General features: G+C 70.2%; 20 protein-coding genes. 7 read left to right on the top strand and 13 right to left on the bottom strand.

The genetic code is table 11. The annotated features are described in order from the left end of the window. The coding region (locus tag AB0I59_RS36285; RefSeq protein ID WP_358140314.1) for a hypothetical protein at window positions 1-299 on the bottom strand (299 nt) is incomplete at its 3' end. A gap of 2056 nt (window positions 300-2355) precedes the next feature. On the opposite strand from AB0I59_RS36285, the gene AB0I59_RS36280 reads away from it, so the two are divergent. Further along, window positions 2356-3114: a TNT domain-containing protein gene (locus tag AB0I59_RS36280; RefSeq protein WP_358140311.1), complete on the top strand. Its 759-nt coding sequence runs from the start codon at window positions 2356-2358 to the stop codon at window positions 3112-3114. A gap of 451 nt (window positions 3115-3565) precedes the next feature. On the opposite strand, the gene AB0I59_RS36275 is transcribed toward AB0I59_RS36280, so the two are convergent. From AB0I59_RS36275 to AB0I59_RS36265, 3 genes are all read right to left on the bottom strand, one after another. Then, complete coding sequence (locus AB0I59_RS36275) at window positions 3566-4129, bottom strand: P-loop nucleotide/nucleoside kinase family protein (RefSeq protein ID WP_061259603.1); 564 nt, start codon at window positions 4127-4129, stop codon at window positions 3566-3568. 24 nt (window positions 4130-4153) lie between these two features. Next, entirely contained in the window at window positions 4154-5617 is a 1464-nt protein-coding gene (locus AB0I59_RS36270) for an LCP family protein (protein WP_358140308.1), read from the bottom strand. A gap of 722 nt (window positions 5618-6339) precedes the next feature. Beyond that, the gene (locus AB0I59_RS36265) at window positions 6340-7491 is read right to left on the bottom strand and encodes a neutral zinc metallopeptidase (RefSeq protein ID WP_358140305.1); all 1152 of its coding nucleotides are present in this window, start codon (window positions 7489-7491) and stop codon (window positions 6340-6342) included. A 407-nt stretch (window positions 7492-7898) separates the two neighbouring features. On the opposite strand from AB0I59_RS36265, the gene AB0I59_RS36260 reads away from it, so the two are divergent. Further along, on the top strand, window positions 7899-8768 hold the full coding sequence (locus AB0I59_RS36260; RefSeq protein WP_061259601.1) for a LysR family transcriptional regulator: 870 nt from the start codon (window positions 7899-7901) through the stop codon (window positions 8766-8768). 69 nt (window positions 8769-8837) lie between these two features. Next, complete coding sequence (gene folP / locus AB0I59_RS36255; protein ID WP_228643960.1) at window positions 8838-9671, top strand: dihydropteroate synthase; 834 nt, start codon at window positions 8838-8840, stop codon at window positions 9669-9671. A 29-nt stretch (window positions 9672-9700) separates the two neighbouring features. Here the strand turns inward: folP and AB0I59_RS36250 are convergent, their stop codons facing one another. From AB0I59_RS36250 to AB0I59_RS36230, 5 genes are all read right to left on the bottom strand, one after another. Further along, entirely contained in the window at window positions 9701-11176 is a 1476-nt protein-coding gene (locus tag AB0I59_RS36250; protein WP_358140301.1) for a pyridoxal phosphate-dependent decarboxylase family protein, read from the bottom strand. A gap of 42 nt (window positions 11177-11218) precedes the next feature. Beyond that, the gene (locus AB0I59_RS36245) at window positions 11219-11869 is read right to left on the bottom strand and encodes a TetR/AcrR family transcriptional regulator (protein ID WP_061259599.1); all 651 of its coding nucleotides are present in this window, start codon (window positions 11867-11869) and stop codon (window positions 11219-11221) included. Window positions 11870-11897: 28 nt separating this feature from the next. Continuing rightward, window positions 11898-12449, bottom strand: coding sequence for a copper chaperone PCu(A)C domain-containing protein (locus AB0I59_RS36240; RefSeq protein WP_082777410.1), 552 nt, complete (start codon window positions 12447-12449; stop codon window positions 11898-11900). Window positions 12450-12548: 99 nt separating this feature from the next. Continuing rightward, window positions 12549-14033 carry a sensor histidine kinase gene (locus AB0I59_RS36235; protein ID WP_358140298.1) on the bottom strand — a complete coding sequence of 495 codons (1485 nt, stop codon included), beginning with the start codon at window positions 14031-14033 and terminating at the stop codon, window positions 12549-12551. Next, entirely contained in the window at window positions 14023-14697 is a 675-nt protein-coding gene (locus AB0I59_RS36230) for a response regulator transcription factor (RefSeq protein WP_061259597.1), read from the bottom strand. Before AB0I59_RS36230 ends, AB0I59_RS36235 begins: the two co-directional genes overlap by 11 nt. Window positions 14698-14902: 205 nt before the next feature. Between AB0I59_RS36230 and AB0I59_RS36225 the strand changes: the two genes are divergently transcribed. The 4 genes from AB0I59_RS36225 (at window position 14903) to AB0I59_RS36210 (ending at window position 18657) form a co-directional block, all read left to right on the top strand. Next, on the top strand, window positions 14903-16057 hold the full coding sequence (locus AB0I59_RS36225) for a LolA family protein (protein ID WP_358140295.1): 1155 nt from the start codon (window positions 14903-14905) through the stop codon (window positions 16055-16057). A gap of 49 nt (window positions 16058-16106) precedes the next feature. Further along, entirely contained in the window at window positions 16107-17165 is a 1059-nt protein-coding gene (locus AB0I59_RS36220) for an ABC transporter ATP-binding protein (RefSeq protein ID WP_358140292.1), read from the top strand. Further along, the gene (locus AB0I59_RS36215; RefSeq protein ID WP_358140289.1) at window positions 17152-18078 is read left to right on the top strand and encodes an ABC transporter permease; all 927 of its coding nucleotides are present in this window, start codon (window positions 17152-17154) and stop codon (window positions 18076-18078) included. The genes AB0I59_RS36220 and AB0I59_RS36215 overlap by 14 nt, the downstream gene beginning before the upstream one ends. A gap of 111 nt (window positions 18079-18189) precedes the next feature. After that, window positions 18190-18657, top strand: a complete 468-nt coding sequence (locus tag AB0I59_RS36210) for a hypothetical protein (protein ID WP_061259594.1) — start codon at window positions 18190-18192, stop codon at window positions 18655-18657. Here AB0I59_RS36210 and AB0I59_RS36205 read toward each other — a convergent pair. From AB0I59_RS36205 to AB0I59_RS36190, 4 genes are all read right to left on the bottom strand, one after another. Further along, a complete protein-coding gene (locus AB0I59_RS36205) occupies window positions 18590-19387 on the bottom strand; it encodes an ABC transporter ATP-binding protein (protein ID WP_358140284.1) in 798 nt (265 codons plus the stop codon). The genes AB0I59_RS36210 and AB0I59_RS36205 overlap by 68 nt on opposite strands. 5 nt (window positions 19388-19392) lie before the next feature. Then, window positions 19393-20178, bottom strand: a complete 786-nt coding sequence (locus AB0I59_RS36200; RefSeq protein WP_358140281.1) for an ABC transporter permease — start codon at window positions 20176-20178, stop codon at window positions 19393-19395. A gap of 6 nt (window positions 20179-20184) precedes the next feature. Further along, the gene (locus tag AB0I59_RS36195) at window positions 20185-20949 is read right to left on the bottom strand and encodes an ABC transporter permease (RefSeq protein ID WP_358140278.1); all 765 of its coding nucleotides are present in this window, start codon (window positions 20947-20949) and stop codon (window positions 20185-20187) included. 106 nt (window positions 20950-21055) lie between these two features. Further along, complete coding sequence (locus AB0I59_RS36190; protein WP_228643933.1) at window positions 21056-21430, bottom strand: hypothetical protein; 375 nt, start codon at window positions 21428-21430, stop codon at window positions 21056-21058. Between the last annotated feature and the right edge of the window lie 40 nt (window positions 21431-21470).

Here is a 21470-nt window from a genome sequence, read left to right as displayed (position 1 = left end):
TACCCCTCCGCCAGACTGCCGTCAGCGAACCGAGCCCGAACCACAGGCAGACGAGCCAGCTCGACCGCGAGCGCGACCAACCGCCCCGCCCCCGCCGCGCTCATCCCCGCCGCCGTACGCAACCACAACTTCGTCGACGCATGCCCATGCGCCCTGGCCTCACCAGCGGCGTGGACCCGCTCCACCCGCGCCGCGACCGCCGAAACCAGCCGATCCCGCGCGAACAACAGATCCTCTACCTCGGCCAGACACACCCCCGCGGACTCCGGCACCACCGCGAGTGCCAGAGCGGACGCCATCTCCCGGACCGACGCCACCAACGGCCACGACACCCGACCCGCAGAACGGCCGTCCGAACCGCCGCCGTTCAGGCCTGGGCCAGGAGATCCACCAGCATCGGACCCGGCCCCACGGGGCTCAGCTCCACCAAGCTCAGCTCCACCAAGCTCAGCTCCACCAAGCTCAGCGCTGCTCCAGCCGGCCCCCTCCAGGTGGAGGTCACATGATCCGGCACCGGCACTATCAGAGTCGACCCCACGGGGCTGGGTTCCATGCGGATCGGCTCTATGCGGCTCGGCCCCACGGGGCTGGGCCTCATGTGGTTCGGCGCTGTTCCGACCGGCCTCGTTCAGACTTGGCCTACACGATCCGGCACCGCCAGCATCGGGCTCGGCTCTGCGAGGCTCAACTCCAACAGGCTCGGTGCCTTTCGAACCGGCGTCGAACGGACCGGAGCTACTCGCTCCGCTACGCATTCCGGTGCCATCGGGCTTGCTTCCATGAGGCCCGGTGCTGCTCCAACCGGCATCGTTCGGGTTGGGGCCACGAGGTTCAGCGTCATCGGGCTCGGTACAGCCATGATGAGCACAGCCAGGCTGAGCACAGCGAGGCTCGGCACGGCAAGGCATGGCTCCGAGAGGCTCGGCTACGCCGGGCTGGATGCCGGTCGAACCCGCAGCGTTCGAGCGTGAGCCATGGAATCGGGCGGCCCCGGAAGCCGCGTCACCGCAGTTCGCGTCGGGAGCAAGGGCTGAACTGCCCTCCGACATCCAGGCCTTGGCCCACGAGGCGACCTGCTCCCACTCGGAGCCATGCGAACCGACGCGAGAAGGGCGCTCGTTCCGCGAAAAGAACTCCAACGACCCGAAGAACTCCGCCACGCTCACCCCTCCCGATATTCGAACGCGTATATGAATGATGTCATACTCGAACGTTCATTCGCAATGAATTTCGCGAGGAAGTTGGCGCTTTGATCGGATATGAAATTGTGTGATATTTCCATTGTGAGGGATGGTTGCGGATTGGTGGAAGGTGTCCGATAAGTGTTATCTTTCTGCTTGCCGATTGGCACCCCATGGCTCTTGTTTAAATGGATTGATCCCATTCCGAGTGCTTGTCGGCCCGGGGAGTTCGGTTAAATCGTAAATGTCCATTGATGGTGCGAGGCTTTGGCATGCCCTTTCGCCTCGTTCTGTTGTGTGCCTCTCGATGTTCTCCTCGAAGGATCCAATATTTGATCGGCTGAAATTCCGGAATATGTTCTTCGCGGAACACAGATGTCCGGGTCTATTGGCAAAGGTGTGGGGTGGTCCCAGAGGGGGTGCGATGCCGTTGTGGTCCGCCCGGCAATGGCTGTGGTCGGCGACTCCCTCCGATGGGCGGCGGGAACGCTGCGCTCCCTGACGGTTGGAGGCGCCTTCGCCGTAATCCGGTCCCTGCTTGTACGTTTGGTGCGTTCCCGCCAGGTATCGGCGTGGAACGACGGCGGTGGTGCGAGAAGACGATGCCGGCGTGAGGCGGCAAGGTGATCCGCTCCGGGTGGTGTCGGAGCACGCTCTGGGGATGTCGTTCAAGTGGGCCACGCTTTCGCTCGGTCGTGAATGCGGGTGTCAATGAGCACTCCGAGCGGGGTCTCCTCCTTGAGTTCCCCAGGACGGACTTACTGCCGAGAAGCGGATCCTCAATGCCGGACATCGGTCCGATCTCGGACGCCCGTCAATCCGAATCACTTCCAGATTGTGTCCGTGGCGTCAGGCGGGTGTTTCGACTCCTGCGGTAGTGGAAACTATGCGGACTAATGCCTCACAAGCGTGGAGTGCAAAAGTCTCTGAACACCCCATGTCATCAAGGGGTATTTACGGCATCACCGGAATATCGCTGTTTGTCGCGCTCATTTTTGACGCTCTGGTAATTTCCTTGCGATGCTCCTGATCAATGTGCGGGTACTCACGGTCCCGTCGCTTCGACAGTAAACACCTGTGACGTCCTGCGCATTCTCCATGTCGTCATGGTGGATTTGCGATTCGAAGCCGACATGTCCGGTAAAGCTCCACGCGAGTCCTTTCAGGAGAATCTGTGCAAGGTTTTTCTCGACGTGCGCCGCTGGTAGCGGCGCTCGCCCTGGTCGCAGCGGCACTCATGGGTGTCCCGGCCCAGGCCGAGGCCACCTCCTCGGTCGTGGGCACCCGGCCATCCGCTCTGCCGCGGCCGGAGAGTACTCCCACTCCGGCGCCGGTGGCCGCGCAGGCACCGACCGCCGTGGGACAGGTCTGCGGCCCGCCGTACGTCCAGGGAAATCCGAACCTCGGCCCGCTGTACCTCCCGCGTCAAGGATGGATCGCCCGGATTCTCCGGGGCTACGTGCCTCTCGGCGGGCTGCCGCCGCTGGCGTTCGTCTACCGCTACTGGAACGACACGGACAACGGGTGGCGCTATCCGCCGGACTTCGGATTCGCCCACTCCGGCGGGTACACCAACGGTAGGCCACTGATCTCCGCTACGGCCCTTCCCGTGGGCACGAGGCTCGACCGGTTCGGCGGCGAGAACGGTTCCTTCCTCGCGCCGTACGGCACGCCGTACGTCCGGCGTTCTCTTCCGCCGAGCAATCTCAACACCTTCGCAGGCGACCCGCAGCATGTGTGCAACTACCACGCCTACGAGGTGATCAAGCCGTTCAAGGCCGATGCCGGACCGGCCGCCTCGGCGTTCCAGCAGCAAGGGGTCGGGACGCAGTACCACCTGCTCAGCAAGCACATTCCCGAGGCGCCCCAGACGCCGGCGGAATTGCCGGTGAGCTGGCTGGTCGCCAACGGATACCTCAAGCGGCTGAACTGATCCTCTGCCTCGCGACGACGCTGTGCCCTCCCCGTCCCTCGACGGCAGGGAGGGCACAGCCCTAATCAGGGCAGCCCTGCCCGAAACAACCCGGTGGCGCGCAGGCCCGTGCCGTGCAGTCCGCGTCATCGTCACAACCCGCGTCATCGTCACAACGTTCTGATACGACTCGCCGACCTCACATGATCGGCTGGAGTTCCACCAGCAAGCGGGGGCGTGACCGGGCCGCCGCGGCCCCGGGCGGGACCGGCGCATCCCTGTCCGGGCTCATGCGACACAGTCCAGTACGACTAAGTCCCGAGCAAGTCCCGAGCGGCCACGTCCAGCGCCGTCGACTCCTGTGCGGGGAAGTCCTGTACAGCACGGCGACGTGTTGGGCGAGGCAGCGTGCGGTGTTCGGCTGGGCATGGTCCGGTCCGGCGCGGCCGCGTCCAGGGAGGGCGGCGCCTCGCTAACGGATCGCCGCCCGGCGCAGCTGGTCCGTGATCGGCGGGGCGCCGAGGCGGTTGTCGATCTCGATGTACGGCACGGCCGGAGGCTCGTTCACACGAATGGCCCGGAGATACTCCTCGAACCGGTCGAGCTTCTGGCCGTCCCTGTCCAGCCCACGCTCGGTCAGCCGCCTGCGCAGGGTGGGGCCGTCCGAGCGGACCCACAGGAGACGGACCGGAGGGCCGCCCAGTTCGGCGACCCAGTGCCGCCAACGGTCGGCGTCGTGCACCTGTGAGGTGAACGGCCCGCTGAGCATCACCGGGCAGCCGTGCGCGCGGATCTCGTGCGCGGTCGCGGTCAGACCGTCGTACTCGTGCCGCTTGACGTGCTCGTCGTACCACGGGCCCTCCCGCTCGCCGGGCGGCTTGCCGTACGCGGCGAGAGTGGCCTCGACGAAGGTCCCGTAGACCGTGTCCTTGTCCAGCAGGGCGGGCACGGGGTCCAATCGGCGCAGAAGCGCCGAACAGACCGTCGACTTGCCCGCCCCGGGAGGTCCGGACACGATCCAGACGGGTGCCTTCATACCTCCATCATGTCCGGCGATCCCTCAGAACCCGCAGAGCTCCGAGAGCGACTTCGCGGCCTTGTCGTTGGGTGTGGGGGTGGCCGTGTGGGCCGGCCTGCTCGCCGACGCGCCCACCGACGGGCTGGCCGACACGCTCGCGCCCGGCGAGCCGGAAGCCGAGACGCCGGTGCCGCTCGGGCTCGCGGTGACACCCGCGGCCGACGTACGGCTGTCCGCCACGGACTCGCGGATGGCGTTCAGGCTCAGCTTGCGGATCTTGGCCCAGTCGGGGTTGCCGGTGTAGATGACGGGCGGCACGAACTGCAGGCTGGTGATCTTGGCGTCCTTCACCTTCAGGCCGAGCGGGACCAGGTGCTCCAGGAGGTCGCGCGGGATGTCGGTGCGGAACATGTGCCGCGCGGCGGCGGCGATCTTGTTGAAGTTGGCGAGCACCGTGGCCGGGCTGGCCTGCTGGGCGAGCGCGCCGATCACGCAGCGCTGGCGGGCCATCCGGGAGAAGTCGTCGCTGTTCACCCGCGAGCGGCCGTACCAGAGGACCTCCTCGCCGTTCAGCGTGCGGTAGCCCGCCTTGATGGTGCCGGCGGTGCCGTAGTGGCCGCCCCACTTGATGTCCTGCTCGACCCGGATGCGGAGCCCGCCGATGGCGTCGACCAACCGCGCGAAACCGAACATGTCGACCATCGCGTAGTAGTCGATGTTCAGGCCGAGCGTGTAGCCGATCGCGTCCTTCAGCGCCTCGGGGCCCCGGTTCTTGCCGCCCATGAGCTGCGGGTTGTTGTCGGCGTAGTACCAGACGGCGTTCAGCAGGCCCTGGCCTTCGGCGTTGAACCCGTTGGGGAACTGCTTGTGCATCGGGCTGCTCGCGGGGAACCGCACGTACTGCAGGTTGCGCGGCAGACTGAACAGGACGGTGTTGCCGGTGGCGAGGTTGACGCTGGCGACGGTCATCGAGTCGGTGCGCACGCCCTCGCGGTTGCCCGCGGCGTCCGCGCCGATGAGGAGGAAGTTCACCCTCTTGCGCCCGTTCCAGGGGTCCTCCGCCCTGATCGGGGAGGGGCTCGGGCCGCCCGGGTTGGGCACGAAGACGTCGTCCAGGAAGTCGTTCGCGGTGTTGACGGTGCTCGCGGTCAGCGCGAACGGGGCCATCACCGAGACGCACAGCACGCCGACGACGATGCCGGAGACGATCTGCCCCTTGCGGGGCAGGCGGTCCGGGCGGAGCGCCATGTACGACATGGCGATCAGGCCGAACCAGGCGAGGGCGCATGCCCCCGACGCGATCGTGATCGTGGTCAGGGTGCTCGGCCGGAGCGCCGCGCCGGCGTTCCACAGGAACTGCACGCCGTAGGCCACCGCCGCGATCAGGATCGCGCCGAAGACGGCCAGCAGGATGAAGCCGGTACGGCGCTTGCCCGCCCGCAGATGGGCCGCTCCGGGGATGATCGCCGACAGGGCGGTCCAGCCGATGAGGGACCTGGTGGTCACCGGCTTCCCGTATCGCGGCCCCCCTCCCTTGCCCTGGGGGGCACGGGGCGCGTTCTGTGGGCCGTCGGCCCTACGCGGCGGACCGTCGCCGTTGCGCTGGGCGCCCTGACCCTTTCCGTTGCTCTTGCCGTTGCCGGGAGGCCCGTCACCCCTGCGGGGCGCGCTCCCGGCCCCGCGCGGCGGAGCCTCGCCGCTACGCGGCGGGGCCGGGGGCTGCGGTTCTCCGGTTCCGCGACCGGCGGGTCCGGCGTCCTGCTGGGAGGCCCGCGGCCTGCGCGCCGGACGCCCCGGTTCCCGGCCCGTCTCCCGACCGGGACCACCCGGCTCCCGACCGGGACCACCCGGCTCCCGTCCGGGTGTGCCCTGCTCTCGTGCGGGGCCGCCCGGCTTCTGCTCGCGCCGCCCCGCCTCCCGCCTGGGGTTCGCCGTGTCGCGCTGGGAGCCGCCCGTCTCCCGTCCGGGGGTTCCGGTGCCGCGACGTGAGTTGTCCGTCCCGCGCTCGGAGTTCCCGGCCCCCCGCTGGGCGTTTCCAGCGGGGCGTCTCCGGGGGCGCGGTTGTGACGGTCCCTCCGGACCGTCGCCGGCCTCGTCCATGGCGTCCCCACGGCGCATGGTCAACCGCTCCCGTCTCGACGGCAAATGCCCGGTATCTGAAGTTGCAGGAATTGACGACGGATTCTAGCCCCATATCCCTACAAGGCTGACAGAAGCCAAATAAGGGACTATGAGACCGAGGACGCACCGACGGCCCAGGTGTTGCACTGGTAGGCCTTCTGGCGCATGTATCCCTGCCGGAACCACCCGTAGTTACTGGCGGTGCTGCCGTGATCGCGTGGCCCGCCGGGTGGGTCGCCGAGATGGTTGTAGGCCCACAGCAGCGAGTTGCGCTGGGCCGCGCTGATCGGGTAGCTGGCCGCCACGGACCGCATGAACATGCCGCCGAAGCAGGTCGCCTGGAGTTCGTGCCGGCGCGTCAGAGCCAGCCGCGTGTTCTTCGACGAGGTCGCGAGGTAGTGGCTCCACCACTGGTCGGAGATGCCGGTGAGGTTCTGGATGTGATGGCCGTACTCGTGGGCCATCATGCTGATGATGAGGCCGTGCCAGTTGCCCAGCGAGCCGTACTCCTTGGTCATGGCGGACGTCGAGGCGTAGATCGTGCTGTTGCGCGGGCAGTAGTACGGCACGTTGCTTCCGGGAGACGGATAGTCGCCGCACGCGCCGCGCCCCTTGCGGGCGGCGATCATGTACCCGGGTGCCTGCCAGGTGATCCCGACGCGGTCCAGGGCGGGTCCCCACGCGTTCCCCATGCACTTCCCGGTCTTCAGGATCAGCGCCTTGAACTGGGCGTGGTTGTAGATGTTCGCGTTCCCCGCCGGGCATCGCGTCGTCGGCAGGGTGCCGGCGAGGTAGAGGCTGTTGGCCTTCAGGCTCTTGTTGACCTGCCGCACCGGCTCCGAGGTGGGCCCTGACGTCGGCCGTGACGTCGGCTGTGAGGTCGGCCGTGACGTCGGCCGTGACGTGGGTCGGGTGGTCGGGGGAGAGGTCGGCTCGTCGTGCGGCGGAGGCGAGTAGGTGAACGTCGGCAGCGCGATGGGCGTGGTCGAGCTCTCGTGCCCGGACTTCTTGAGCAGCGCGGCGCCGACGAAGAGGACCACGAGGGCGAGTGCCATCACGCCCAGCAGTCCGCCGACGATCGCGCCGGCACCCGACTTCTTCTTCCGCGGCTGCCAGGTGGGCGGCGTGTAGCGTGGCGGCCCGTACGGGCCGGTGGGTCGCTGGGGACCCGGCGGGTACGGCGGGTTCGGATGCGGCGGTTGGGGGGACCAGCCCTGCGGGCCTTGCGGGTGACCGGGCGGTGGAGGCGGCTGGGGCATCCCCGGCGGCGGCCCCGGTGGCATTCCCGGCCCCGGCGGCATCCCGCGGGGCGCTCCCGGTGGCGCTCCGTACGGCGGACCCTGTGGCGGCCCGTACGGCGATCCCTGTGGCGGACCCTGCGGCGGAGCCTGAGGCGGGGGCGGCGGATAGGGCGCGCCCTGCGTGCCTGGAGGTGGTGGCGGCGGGAACCCCGAGGGTTGCCCCGGGTACGGATTCCCGCGCTGAGGCGGCGGTGGAGGGTACTGCGTCGCCAAAGTTTTGCCCCCTTTTCCGGATATGGGGCAAAACCATACTGATTTCACACCTGTCACGGATGTCGCAGTAAGCGGGAGCGGAGGGTAATCGCCCGAGGTGATCTCTGCGATGTTCCGGAATAGCCGGGCCTTTCTGCCCTAGCTTTTCTCGCATGAATCTGCAGCAGCTCCGTTATGTGGTCGCGACTGCGGAGCACCGCACCATGACCGACGCGGCCCGGTCTCTTTACATCGCGCAACCCGCACTGTCCCGCGCGATCCGGGACCTGGAACGCGAGCTGGGCATGACCCTCTTCGCGCGCTCGGGGCGGGGCGTCGTCGTGACGGCGCAGGGACGCAGGGTGGTCAAGCTGGCCCGCGAGGCGCTCGACGCCGTCCATGAGATCGAGTCGCTGGCGGCGAACACGCACGCGGCCGGGGCCGAGCTGCGCATCGCCTCCACGCCGAGCCTGGAGCCCGGCCTCGCCGGGCGGCTGCTGCCCGCCTACGCTGCGGAGCATCCGGGCATCCGCGTGCACATCGTGCGGTGCGACGGGCGTGACAGCGTGGTCAGCGCCGTGCGCGAGCAGCGCGCCGATCTCGGTCTGACCGACCTGCCGGTGCCCACCGATCTGGTGACCCATCCGGTCGAGCGGCAGGAGATCGTGTTGATCTCACCTCCCGGATCCGGCCTTCCCGAGCCCGTGCCGCTGGCCCGGTTGACCGGCATGCGCCTGCTGCTGCCCACCGCCGGTAGCCCGCGCCGCAGGGAGTTCGACCACATTTTCACGACGTACGGCGTCCGGCCCGTCGTCGCGGCCGAGTCCGACGACCGGACGGGCTGGCTGGACACGGTGCGGGAGGCGGGCGTGCACCTGCTCTGGTACCGCGCGATGGCGGAGCCCGCGGCCCGGGCCGGCCTGGAGGTCCGTTCCCTGAGCCCTGCGCTGAAGAAGGTCATCGCGGTGGTCCACGCCCGGCGCAGGCTCCCGGCCATGGCCCAGGACTTTCTCGCCCTCGCGGAGGGCGGCTCCGCCGCCTAGTTTTGGAGCGCTCCAAATCCCGGATCCGTATTGATCGCTTATTCAGGTCGCAGAGGTAATCTGGCCGGGATGTCTACTCTGCGGCTTCGCGGCCGGGCCTTCGGCCCCGGTGACTACGCGATCATGGCGGTGGTCAACCGCACACCCGACTCGTTCTTCGACAGGGGGGCGACGTTCGGGTTCCGCGCGGCGCTCGACGCGGCCTCCCGCCTGATCGACGAGGGGGCGGACATCGTCGACATCGGGGGCGTCAAGGCCGGGCCGGGTGACGACGTGGACCCGGCGGAGGAGATCCGCCGGGTCGCCGACCTGGTGGCCGCGGTCCGGGCCCGCCACCCCGACGTGATCATCAGCGTGGACACCTGGCGGTCCGAGGTCGGAGAGGTCGTCGCCGAGGCGGGCGCGGACCTGCTCAACGACACATGGGGCGGGGTCGATCCCGGTCTCGCCGAGGTCGCCGCCCGGCACGGCGTCGGACTCGTCTGCGCGCACGCCGGACGGGTCGAGCCGCGGACCCGTCCGCATCGCATCGCGTACGCGGACGTGGTGGCCGATGTGATCGACTACACCACGGGGCTGGCGGAGAAGGCGGTCTCGGCAGGCGTGCGCGAGGACGCGGTCCTGATCGACCCGGCCCACGACTTCGGAAAGAACACCTGGCACTCCCTGGAGATCAGCCGCCGTCTGGACGAGATGGTGGCCACCGGCTGGCCGGTGCTGGTGGCCGTGTCCAACAAGGACTTCGTCGGTGAGACGCTCGGCGGCCTGCCCGTCGAGGAGCGCCACGCCGGGACCCTCGCCACGCTCGCCGTCTCCGCACTCCAGGGGGCCCGGGTCTTCCGCGTCCACGACGCGGCGAGCGCCCGCGCCACCCTGGACGTCGTCGAGCGCCTGCGCGCCTGACCCGCCGGCCCCCCGGGAGGGCAGGGTGATCAGGAGTAGATGCCGGCCAGGAACCGGACGAGCACCGCCTCCCGGACCTCGGCGGGCAGCGCGTCCAGGACGGCGTTCACGACGGCCATCTCCTTCGGACCCTCGCCGCCGAGCTCGATGCCGACCGCCGCGGCCATCTCGGCGAAGGTGGCGTCGTCGAGCGCGTCCAGGTCGATCGAGGCGATGAGCTCCGGCAGGCCGTCCGGCACCACGGCGGGGCCTGACCGCCGCGCCGCCTCCGCGGACTCGGCGATCACCTCCAGCATGGCGTCGACGCCGAGCAGCGTGACGCCGGTGACGGTGATGTGGATGTTGGCCGGGATCCTGGCGTACGAGAGCTGCGGCTGGAGGAACCAGCCGCGCCTGCGCGCCTCGTCGGCCAGCACGAACACGTCGATCCCGCCGTCAGGCTCGGCCGCGATGGCGACGAGCGAGGACTCGGGACGGCCGAGGACCCGCAGGCCGGGGATCGCCGCCACGCCCTCGACCAGCCGCCGGGTCGCCTCCAGGGTCGTACGGCCCAGCTCCAGATAGCCGTCCCGGCCGAGTGACTGGAGGGTCGCCCACGCCCCGCCGAGCGGGCCGGCGGAGCGCGAGCTCTGCACGGTGGCGTTGATGATCGTGTATCCGGGCCAGGCGGCGGACGCGAAGTAGGCGCGGCGGCGCAGTTCCTCGTCCCTGAAGAGCAGGACGGAGGCGCCCTTCGGCGCGTAGCCGAACTTGTGCAGGTCGCAGGAGAGCGACGTGACACCGGGAACGCTCAGGTCGAACGCGGGGATCTCCGCCCCCGCCTCGCGCAGCCACGGAAGCAGCCAGCCGCCCACGCAGGCGTCCACGTGGCAGGGCACGCCCCGGGACGAGGCGAGCGCGGCGACCTCCGCGACGGGGTCGATCACGCCCTGCGGATAGGACGGCGCGGAGACCACGACGAGGATCGTCCGGTCACCGATCGCGGCTTCGACCGCGGGCACGGAGACGCGGAACGTCACCGGGTCCACCGGTACGGGGACGACCTCCACGCCCAGATAGTGAGCGGCCTTGTGGAACGCGGGATGCGCGGTCACCGGGAGCACGAGCTGCGGGACGCCGCTGTCTCCGCTCGTCCCCTCGCCCGGCCCCGCGCCCGCTCTCTTCGCGCGCCAGTGGTCGCGGGCCGCCTTCACCGCCAGCATGATCGACTCGGTGCCGCCGCTGGTGAAGATGCCCAGGGTGGACCCGTCGCCGCCGAGCAGGTCCGCCACCGCGCCGACCACCTGCTTCTCCAGCGCCACCATGCTCGGGAACGCCGTCGGGTCGAGCATGTTCACCTCGAGCATCTCGGCGTACACCCGGTGCGCGGCGTCGTGGATCTCGGGGCGGCCGGTGTCGTACACGTACGCGGTCACCTTGCCGCCTCGGACGGGCAGGTCACCGGCCTTCAGCTCGGCCAGCTCGTCGAGCAGCTCATGAACCGGCCGGCCGTACTCGGGAAGCATCAGATCTCCTTGGGGGACGGAGAGCGGAGGGGAATTCCGATGCTAGAGAAGGTACTCGGCGGGCGGCTCCCCGGGGAGACAGAGCTGGCGGTGCCACAGCCGGTGCATGTGCCGGCGGAACCGGCGCAGCGTCTGGGGATCCGAGGCTCGGCGCAGCAGGCCGTCGGGGCCGATGAAGCCACCGCGAACGAACCCGTGGGCGCACCAGATCACGGTCCAGATGCTGAATTCGATGTCGATGTCCACATCGGAGTCGCACCGGGCGAGCGAGTCCCGCAACAGGTCGCCGACCACGACGATGACCGGCTGGACGTACCGCTGCTCGAAGTCGGTGACGTCGACCGCGTCGGCGAGCCAGCGATGCATCCAGAGCGCGAGGTTGTCCGGGTACTCCAGGCAGAAGTCGAGATACCTCTCCAGCAGCGCGTGCACGGACCCGGTCTCGCGGAACTCCCGTACGGACTCCTCCAGCATGGCGCGGTGCCGCCGGAAGGCGAGGTCGAGCACCGCGAGGTAGATGTCCCGCTTGCTTCCGGCGACCGTGCCGAGCGTGGCCAGATCGAGCCCCGACGCCTCGGCGATGTGGTGGAGGGTCGTGCCGTCGTAACCGAGGGCGGCGAACAGGCGCGTCGCGGCGTTGACGACGAGGTCGGACTGCGCCCCCTCGTGTGGCTCGCTGCCCTGGTATGTCATGAAACGGGACTACCCTTCGCGACCGGAGTCAACCTGACGGCGACGGGCTCACGAGAGGCGGGCTGGGAAGCGTCGTGGCGACGGAGGCCATCTGGACCGGGACGTCCCGCACCGTCACCGCGCCGGCCTTCCTGAAACGCATCCGCAGGGTGACGTACTGGCCGACGGTGAGCGGCCGCTCCAGGTCGCGCAGGGTCACGGTGAACGGGCCGGTGCCCACCCAGACGAGTTGCAGCACGGGTATCGGGATCTCGGGTTTCGACATGTCCACCGTCTTGGCCACGCCCTCGGCGGTTATCTGGACCAGGCTGTCCTCCGTCTTCCCCGCGTTGATCAGCGAGAAGTAGACAGGAACGGAGGCGCCCGCCCGATCCTGGGCGGTCGGAGCGGGGCCGACGATGGACGCGTTCCTGATCTTGATCTCGCCGACCTGCGTGTTGGCGCCCTCGGTGGTGGGGTAGTACTCGGGCGTGACCGGCTCGGTGCCGCAACCGACGCCGGCGAGCGCCAGGACCGCCGCCGCGGCACACCGCAACCACCCGCGCGACCGGTCACGCGGCCTTTCATGAACGCACGACATGAGCCACGCCCCCGCACACTATTTGTGGTCACTCGGATACATAACGTATACAACGCCGGGCTGTGCGGGCGGTGCGGCCCGGCGACCGAGGCGGAGCCTTTACCCGAGCCCTCCCCGGGTGGCGCGTCCGGCGGTTGCCCCCGGTCCTGCCTGCGGCCCCGGGGCCGGTCGCGACGCCCGTCCGGACGCCGCGAGGGGCAGCCGGACGACGGCGCGCAGGCCCGGCGCGGCGTCCTCCAGATGGACGCTCCCGCCGTGGGCCCGCACGGTCTCGCGAACGATGGCGAGACCGAGTCCGGCGCCGCCGTCGTCCCGGCTTCTGGCGCTGTCCAGGCGGGTGAACCGGTCGAAGACCCGCTCCCTGTCCTCCGCCGGGATGCCCGGCCCGTCGTCGGTCACGGTCAGCACCGCCATGCCCCCTCCCGCGTCCCCTGCGGCGCTCTCCTCCGAGCGCAGCCCGACGACCACCGTCGAGGTGGCATGCCGTACGGCGTTGGCGACCAGGTTGGTGAGGACCCGTCCGAGATCGAGGGCGTCGCCGTACACGGTGATCCCTGGGGCGAGTTCGCCGGTGACGCCGTGCCGTTCGGCGGCCCGTCCGGCCAGCGCGGTCAGATCGACCGGCTCGCGGCGGGCGGGCCGCCCCTCGTCGAGGCGGGCCAGCGCCAGCAGGTCCTCGGCCAGCCGGGACAGCCGCATCGTGTCCTCGAGCACGCCCTCGGCGGTCTCCCGCCACTCCTGGCCCTCGGGGTGGCTGAGCGCGACCTCCAGTTGCAGCCGGATGCTGGCCAGCGGGCTGCGCAGCTCGTGGGAGGCGTCGGAGATGAGGGCGCGCTGCCGGGCGTCGGCCACCTCCAGCCGGGCCAGCATGTCGTTCAGCGTGGTGGCGAGGGAGTGCACCTCGTCCCGCGCCTCGGGCACCGGGAGCCGCCGCGCGCGGGCCGTCCCGCTGATCTCGGCCGCGCCCCTGCGCAGTAGCGCGATCGGCCGCAGGGTCCGGCCGATGACCAGCCAGGACGCCGCCGCGAGCAGCACGAGCAGCAGCGGCGTCCCGACGATCAGCACGTGCCCGGTGGTCTCCAGGCTGCTCTGGACCTCCTTGAAGGATCGTGCGGCGACGACGGTGCGGCCCGCGTCGGCGCTGAGGACCCGCGCCCGCAGCGGGCCGGGGATCCCGTACGGCCTGCCGTCCAGGAACAGGGGCGTCCCCGAGCGCATGGCCGTCTCCCGCTGCTTCCAGCCGAGCAGCGGGACCAGCCGATCGGTGTTCGGCGTGGCGTTGACGATCCGCCCGGTGGCGTCGAGCACCTGGACGATCGTGTTGTCCGTCGTGACGATCTGGTCGCCGAGCCGCCCGGCGTCGGCCAGCGCGACCACCTCGCGGGCGCGCTGGTACACCTCGTCGTCGATCGTCCCGGCCAGCGCCCTGCCGAGGACGCCGACGAACACGTACGCGGACACGGCCAGGGCGAGGGCCAGGATTGCCGAGGCGGTCGCGGTGAGCCGGAACCGCAGGCTCCTGCGCCGCCACCATCCGGCGGGGAACCGCCCGGGGCCGGTCCGGGGCGGCGGCTCAGCCGCCATCGCTGACCAGCCGGTATCCGGCGCCGCGCACCGTCTGGAGCGCGTTCCTGCCGAACGGGGTGTCGATCTTGCGCCGGAGGTACCCGACGTACACCTCGACCACGTTCGGATCGGTGTCGTAGGTGTCCCACACGTGTTCGAGGATCTCCGTCTTGGACACGACCTCGTCGTGCCGCCGCATCAGGAACTCCAGCAGCGAGAACTCGCGGGGCGTCAGCTCGACGGCGGTCTCCCCGCGCGCGACCAGGCGGCGGGCCGGATCGAGGGAGAGATCGCCCGACCGCAGCACGGCGGGCCGCCGCCCGCCACCGCGCCGCAGCAGCGCGCGCAGCCGGGCCACGAGCACCACGTACGAGAACGGCTTGGCCAGGTAGTCGTCCGCGCCGAGGTCGAGCCCGTCGGCCATGTCGTACTCGCCGTCCTTGGCCGACAACATCAGGATCGGCACCCAGTTCTCCTCCGCGCGCAGCCGCTTGCACACGTTGTAACCGGACAGCTTGGGCAACATGATGTCGAGCACGACCACGTCGTACTCGCCCGTACGGGCACAGTGCAGGCCGTCCTCGCCGTCATGGGCGAGATCGACCGCGAATCCCTCGGCCTGCAGGCCCCTTTTCAGGGCAGCCGCCATCCTTCGTTCGTCTTCGACCACCAGAACCCGCATTGCCCCATCTTGGCGCCTGTTGCCTGAGACCTGGCTGAGAGCCCTCTCAGCTCGTCTCAGCGTCGGCTCAGGTTCGGTCGCGCAGGCTACGGACATCGGGCCCGTCGAGCGGACCCGGTGAATTTCATCCGTTTCACCCGTTTCGCGCGGAACGCCGGGCGATTCACCAGAGTGGAGGCATGACATGCGGAATGGAGCACGTGCGGTGAAGTGGGGAGTGCCGATCGTCGCCGTCGCGGTGGTGGCCGGGGTCGCGGCGGCCGGGCCGGTGATCGCGGCAGTCCAGGGCGACCCGTCCCTGCCGGAGCGTACGGCGCAGGAACTGCTCGCCGACGCCGCGCGGACGTGGCAGTCGGGCACGGTGCGGCCGATGTCGGGGACGATCGTGGAGACCGCGTCCCTGGGCCTGCCCTCCCTGCCGAACATGGGCGGCGGCGCCTCGCCCTTCTCTTTGCTGGCCGGCTCCCACCAGGCCAAGGTCTGGTACGGCGGGCCCGAGCGGATGCGGCTGATGCTGCCCGGCGAGATGAGCGAGAGCGATCTCGTCGTGAACGGTGACCAGGTGTGGTGGTGGGACAGCGCCGCCAACACGGCCACCAGGGTCAAGGGGGGACCGGCCGCCGGCAGGCCGGACGCCTCGCCGTTCCCGAGCGCGATCACCCCGCAGCAGGCGGCGGAGGAGGCGCTCAAGGCGGCCGGAGGGAACACCCGGATCACCGTCGGGAAGGACGCGACGGTCGCGGGCCGCGCCGCCTACGAGGTCGTGCTGACGCCCACGGACGGCGGCTCGCTGATCAAGGACGTGCGGCTGGCGATCGACGGGGAGACCTTCATCCCGCTGCGCGTCCAGGTGTACGCCAAGGGGACCGCCGAGCCGGCGTTCGAGGTGGGCTTCGACACCGTGACCTTCTCCCCGCCGGCACCGGAGAACTTCACCTTCACACCCCCGCCGGGGGCGAAGGTCGAGGAGGCGGCGGTGCCGTCCTTCACGCGGCTACCGCACGGGAAGGACGAGCACGAGGCCGACGCGCCGCGCGTGGTCGGCGAAGGCTGGGACCGGGTGCTCGTCGCGTCCGTCCCCAAGGGCTTCGGGCAGGACCCGGCCGGGACGACGGGCAAGACGACCGGTGAGCCGACCGCTGAGACGACCGGCAAGGAGAAGTCCTGGCGTGATTCGGCGGACGGCGCGGCATCGCTCGCGGACGGCCTGCTGAAGTCGGCGACGCCGGTGAGCGGGGAGTGGGGGAGCGGACGCCTGATCCGGACGAAGCTCGTCACGGTGCTGCTCACGGACGACGGGCGACTGGTCGCAGGCGCGGTCACCCCCGAGGTCCTCTACGCCGCGGCGGGGCAGAAGTGAGCCACGCGCGACGGTCTCCGGTGAGGCACGCGGCGGGACGGTCGGCGGGATGAGCCCGGCGACGAAGGCGGGGGCGCCCAGCGCGGCGCCCCCGCCCCCCACCGATGAGAACGTGACAGGGAACGCGACAGGGATCGTGACGGACCGCGCGACTGAGAGCACTGGCGAGAGCACCGCTGAGAACGCGATCGTCACGACCGGGCTGACCAAGCGGTTCCGCGGCGGTCAGGTGGCCGTGGACGACCTCGATCTGGTCGTCCCGCGCGGGGCGGTCTTCGGCTTCCTCGGGCCGAACGGTTCGGGCAAGACGACCACGATCCGGATGCTTCTCGGGCTGGTCACCCCGACGTCGGGCGCCTGCTCGGTGCTCGGCGAGCCCATACCCGCGGGGATCTCCAGGGCGCTGCCGCGGGTCGGTGCCCTCGTCGAGGGGCCCGCCTTCTATCCCTACCTCACGGGCGAGGCCAACCTGCGCCGGTTCGACGCGGCCGATCCCCGCTCGGACCCGCGTACGGTGCGGCGCCGTGTCGGCGAGGCGCTCGACCGGGTGGGGCTCGGGGCCGCGGCCGGCAAGCGGTACCGGGCCTACTCCCTCGGCATGCGCCACCGCCTGGCCATCGCGGCGACCCTGCTGGGGCCCAGGGACCTGCTCGTCCTCGACGAGCCGACCAACGGCCTCGACCCCCAGGGCACCAGGGAGGTACGCGCGCTGATCAAGGAGGTGGCGGCGGACGGGACCACGGTGTTCGTGTCCTCCCACCTGCTGTCCGAGGTGGAGCAGATGTGTACCCACGTCGGTGTCATGCGCACCGGGCGGCTCGTCGCCCAGGCGCCGATCACGGAGCTGCGCGCGGGTACCGCGCCCGCGATCCGGGTCGAGACGCCCGACGCGGGCGAGGCGGTGGCCGTACTCGCCGGGCTCGGCCTGGCGGGCGCGGTCCACGCCGACGGGGTGGCCACGGCCGCGCTGGGGGACGCCGCCCCGGAGCGGATCTGCGCCGCGCTCGTCCGTGAGGGTGTCGCCGTACGGGGCTTCGCGGTGGTGCGGCCCAGCCTGGAGGACGTCTACGTCCGCCTCACCGGGGAGGGTTTCGATGTCGAATCATGAACCGTCGGATCGCGCACGTCGACCGTCGACGGCGGTACTGACCCCGCCGGACCAGACGCCGGACCGGGCGGGAGCCGTACCGGACCGGGGGCCGGGGCGTCTCCGGGCGGCGGCGCGGCTGCTCGGAGCCGAGGCGGCGCTGACCTTCCGCAGGCCACGGCACCTGGCCATGCTCGGGGTGCTCGCCATCGTGCCGATCCTGATCGGGGTGGCGGTGCGCCTGGTGGCCGGGGACGGCGTGACCGAGTCGATCGTCGCCCAGGTGGCGGGCAACGGCCTCGTCCTCACCTTCGCCGCGTTCTTCGTCATGCTGCCGCTGATCCTGCCGCTGGCGGTCTCGGTGGTGGCGGGCGACGCCGTGGCGGGCGAGGCGAGCCAGGGGACGCTGAGATACCTGCTCACCGCCCCGGCCGGACGCGGCAGGCTGCTGGCGCTGAAGTACGCGAACGTGCTGCTCTTCTGCCTGGCCGCGTGCACACTGGTCGCGGTGTCCGCGCTGGTCGCGGGCTTGGTGCTGTTCCCGTCCGGGCCGGTCACGCTGCTGTCCGGCACGACGGTCCCCTTCGCCGAGGGCCTGCTGCGTGCCGGGGTGGCCGTGCTGTACGCGTCGGCGGGGATGGCGGCGCTCGGCGCGCTGGCGCTGCTGTTCTCGACGCTGACCGAGAATCCGATCGGCGCGATCTCCGCGACCGTGGTGCTCGTCGTGGTGTCGGAGGTCCTGGTCGCGATCCCGCAGCTTTCGGCCCTCCGGCCGTTCCTGTTGACGTCGTGGTGGAACGCGTTCGACGGGGTGCTTCGCGCGCCCATGGACACCGGGCGCATGGGGACGGGGCTACTGGTCTTCGCCGGCTACATCGTGATCTCCGGTTCGCTCGCCTGGGCGCGGTTCACCTCGCGCGACGTCACGTCCTGACGCCAGTCAGGACGGGCGTATGCGGTTTTGAGGATTTTGTCGCTAATGTTGCCGCCAACCGCGGGGCGCCCGCACCCCCCCCTCAGGGCGCTCCCACACGAGGTGGTGGTCATGCGGCACTTCTTCGGGTTGCTCGTCGGCGTGCTTCTTGCGGCGGCCCTTCTCTTCGGGGGCGGCTGGGCCGCCCAGGAGGCGGTGCGCGGCGCGGCCCAGAACATCGAGCCCTTCAGGGACTCCCGGATTCTCATCGCCTTCGGTGTGCTGGCCGTCGTGGGACTGCTGCTCGGCCTGGTGCTGGTCGGCCGGATGTCCCCGCTCGCGGCGTTCGTGCCGTCGATGGCGCTGCTCGCGTGGACCGTCGTCTACGCGCTCGACGTCAGCCGCGCGGCCGGCCTGGCCCCGACCGCGACGTCCCTCCACAAGGAGGTCGTCCAGGCGGGGCACGGCATGCTCGCCCTCCTCTCCACCGGCGTGTACGGCATGCTGGGCGTGGCCCTCTTCCTGCCGGTGCTCATGCCGTCGCGATGGGCGGGTCCTCCCCAGGATGATGAGGACGAGTTCGAGGAGCAGGGCTACTGAGATAGAGGTGGGCGACGACGTCCTCGATGGACGTCTCGCCCGGCACCGTCGCGCGCAGCTCGTCCACCGTGCCGTCGAAGGCCAGCCGCCCGTGGTCGATCAGCATCACCCTGCGGCACAGCCGTTCGATGTCGCCGAGGTCGTGCGTGGTCAGCAGGACGGTCGTCCCGTGCTCGGTGTTGAGCTCGCGCAGGAACGCGCGGACTTCGGCCTTGCTGACGATGTCGAGCCCGATCGTCGGCTCGTCCAGCACGAGGACCGACGGGTCGTGCAGGAGCGCGGCGGTGATGTCGCCGCGCATGCGCTGGCCGAGGCTGAGCTGGCGGACCGGCGTTCCGAGGAAGTCGCCCAGCCCGAGCCGTGTGGTCATCTCGTCGAGCCGCTCCCGGAACCTGGCTCGATCTACTTTGTAAAGGAGCCGGACCAGTTCGAAACTGTCCCGCAGCGGGAGGTCCCACCACAGGGTCGTGCGCTGCCCGAACACCACGCCGATCTCGCGGGCGAGCGCCGTACGGCGCCGGGACGGGTCCAGCCCGGCGACGGTGACCCGGCCCGAGGTCGGCGCGAGGATGCCGGTCAGCATTTTGATCGTGGTGGACTTGCCCGCGCCGTTCGGGCCCAGGTAGCCGACGAACTCCCCGGCCCCGACGCGGAAGGACAGGTCGCGCACGGCGTGCACGGTCGTGCCGCGGACGCGGAACGACCGGCCGATGCGGTCGACGTCGATCATCTGCTCTAACTCCCTGTCGATCGGTAGCGGCGGACTCCGGACCGCCAGGCGAGCGCCGCGACGGCGGCCATCGCCGCCGCGGCGGCCGGTGAGAGGAAACGCAGCCAGTACGGCAGGCCGAGGGGATCCTCGCGGCCCAGTACGTACAGGCCGGGCTGCCAGTTGACGAACGCCAGCGGCAGGACGTAGGTGACACCCCGGACGAGGTCGGCGCCGTACACGCTGAGGGGGTACTGCGTGAGCTGCGCTCCGCCGTACGTGAAGGCGTTCGCGATCTCGGGAGCGTCGGTGAGCAGGAACTGGAGCGCCCCGCCAAGTGCCCAGATCGACGTGAAGATCACCAGCCCCGAGAGGACCATGACGGGGATCATCCAGGCCCGGGTCACGGGCACGTCCAGCCGGGCCAGGCCGATCCCGAGGACGACCGCCGCCTGCAGCACCCGGCCGGCGCGGTGCGGGGTGAACCTGTCGGCCGTGATCTGGACGAAGGTCCCGACCGGCCGGATCAGCATGGCGTCGAAGGTGCCCGCCCTGATGTGCTGGCTGATCCGGTCGGCGTTGCTGAACAGCAGGTCGGCGAGCGAGAATGCCAGGCCCGCCGCGCCGTACAGGAACATGACCTCGGACAGGCCGAGGCCGCCGAGCGCCGTGGTGTTGGCGAAGATGACCCAGATGACCGCGACGTCCAGACCGGCGGTCACGCAGCCGCCGACGGTCATGAGGGTGAACGAGACGGGATAGCGCGCGGCCGCCCTGGTCCACGTCCAGATCAGCAGGAGGTAGACGCGCATCGGCTCTCACCCACCATCGACGACCACCTTCCGCCGTGCCGCCCGGGTCAGGAGGGCGCCCAGGCCGAGCAGGACGGCGGCCCACATCACCTGGAACCCCAGCGCGCCCGGGATGTCGGCCTTGCCGAGATAGATGTCGGCGGGGACCTGGACCATCGCCGACCAGGGGAGGGCTCGGGCGAACGTGCCCAGCCAGCCCGGGAAGATGACCAGGGGGAGCATCAGCCCGCTGAAGAACGTCGTCAGGACCAGTGACATGACCGCGAGGCCCCGGTCGTCGCGCAGCCAGCAGGTCGCCAGCGCGACGATGTAGCGCCAGCCGAAGCTGATGACGACACCGAGCGCGAAGCTCACCGCGAACGCGGCCCACACGGTCGCCTCGCCGGGGAAGCCGATCCCGAACAGCAGCGCGCCGGCGATGGTCGGCGGGACGCTCCGTACGAAGAAGAGGAACCCGGCACGGCCCAGGTCCTCCGACAGGCTCCACAGCAGAAGGGGTGCCGGGCGCACCAGGTCGAGGGCGATGTCGCCGGTACGGATGCGCTGGGTGATCTCCAGGCCGCCGCCGAAGACCTGCATCGGGCCGATGTACGCCTGGGTGAGGAAGCAGAAGGTCACCGCGTCGGTGACGTCGTACCCGCCGAGTGCGGGACGGGCCTGCCAGAGGGCGATCAGCACGTACGCCCGCAGGACCCCGAAGACCGTGTTGGTGAACGCCCCGGCTGCGGCGGCTCCCCAGTAGGTCGCGTGCTTGCGGAAGCTATATCGCACAAGTTGGGCATAAAGGGATAAGAGGTGCGATTCGGTGAGGAACCTCCGATGAAGTGTGGGCACGAACGACGAAACTTAGCGTCCCGCTGGAGAGCGGGCAACGGATTTAACGATCGACCAACCGGTAGACGAAGCGCAGCCCCGACCATGTCTCGTCGACGGCGCAGACCTTGTTGTCCACCAGTCCCCGCTCGAGGCCGTATTCGCGGACCGGGCCTCCGGACAGGTCCGTCGCGACGCCGCTGGATTTCTTGGGCCAGCACACCCACAGCCCGCCGTCCCTCGCGAGCCGCCCGGCGGCGCCGGGGAACTCGTCCAGAAGAGTGGCCATGTCCGGACAGAACAGCAGGATCACGTCGTACGGCTCCGGCCCTTCGTGGTCGTCGATGCCGAGCCCTGAGGGGGAGTTGATCATGAGCACCCGGTGTCCGGGCTTGATCCCCAGTTTTCTGGGCAGAGGGGTTCCGGAATATCCCGACATATAGTGAAATCCTTCCGGTCGGCGTGGTCTCCGTCCGCAA

Source organism: Microtetraspora glauca, from assembly GCF_040656155.1.
Lineage (GTDB): Bacteria > Actinomycetota > Actinomycetes > Streptosporangiales > Streptosporangiaceae > Microtetraspora > Microtetraspora glauca.
The sequence above is the reverse complement of the archived record's forward strand: the minus strand, read 5'-3'. Positions and strand labels throughout refer to the sequence as shown.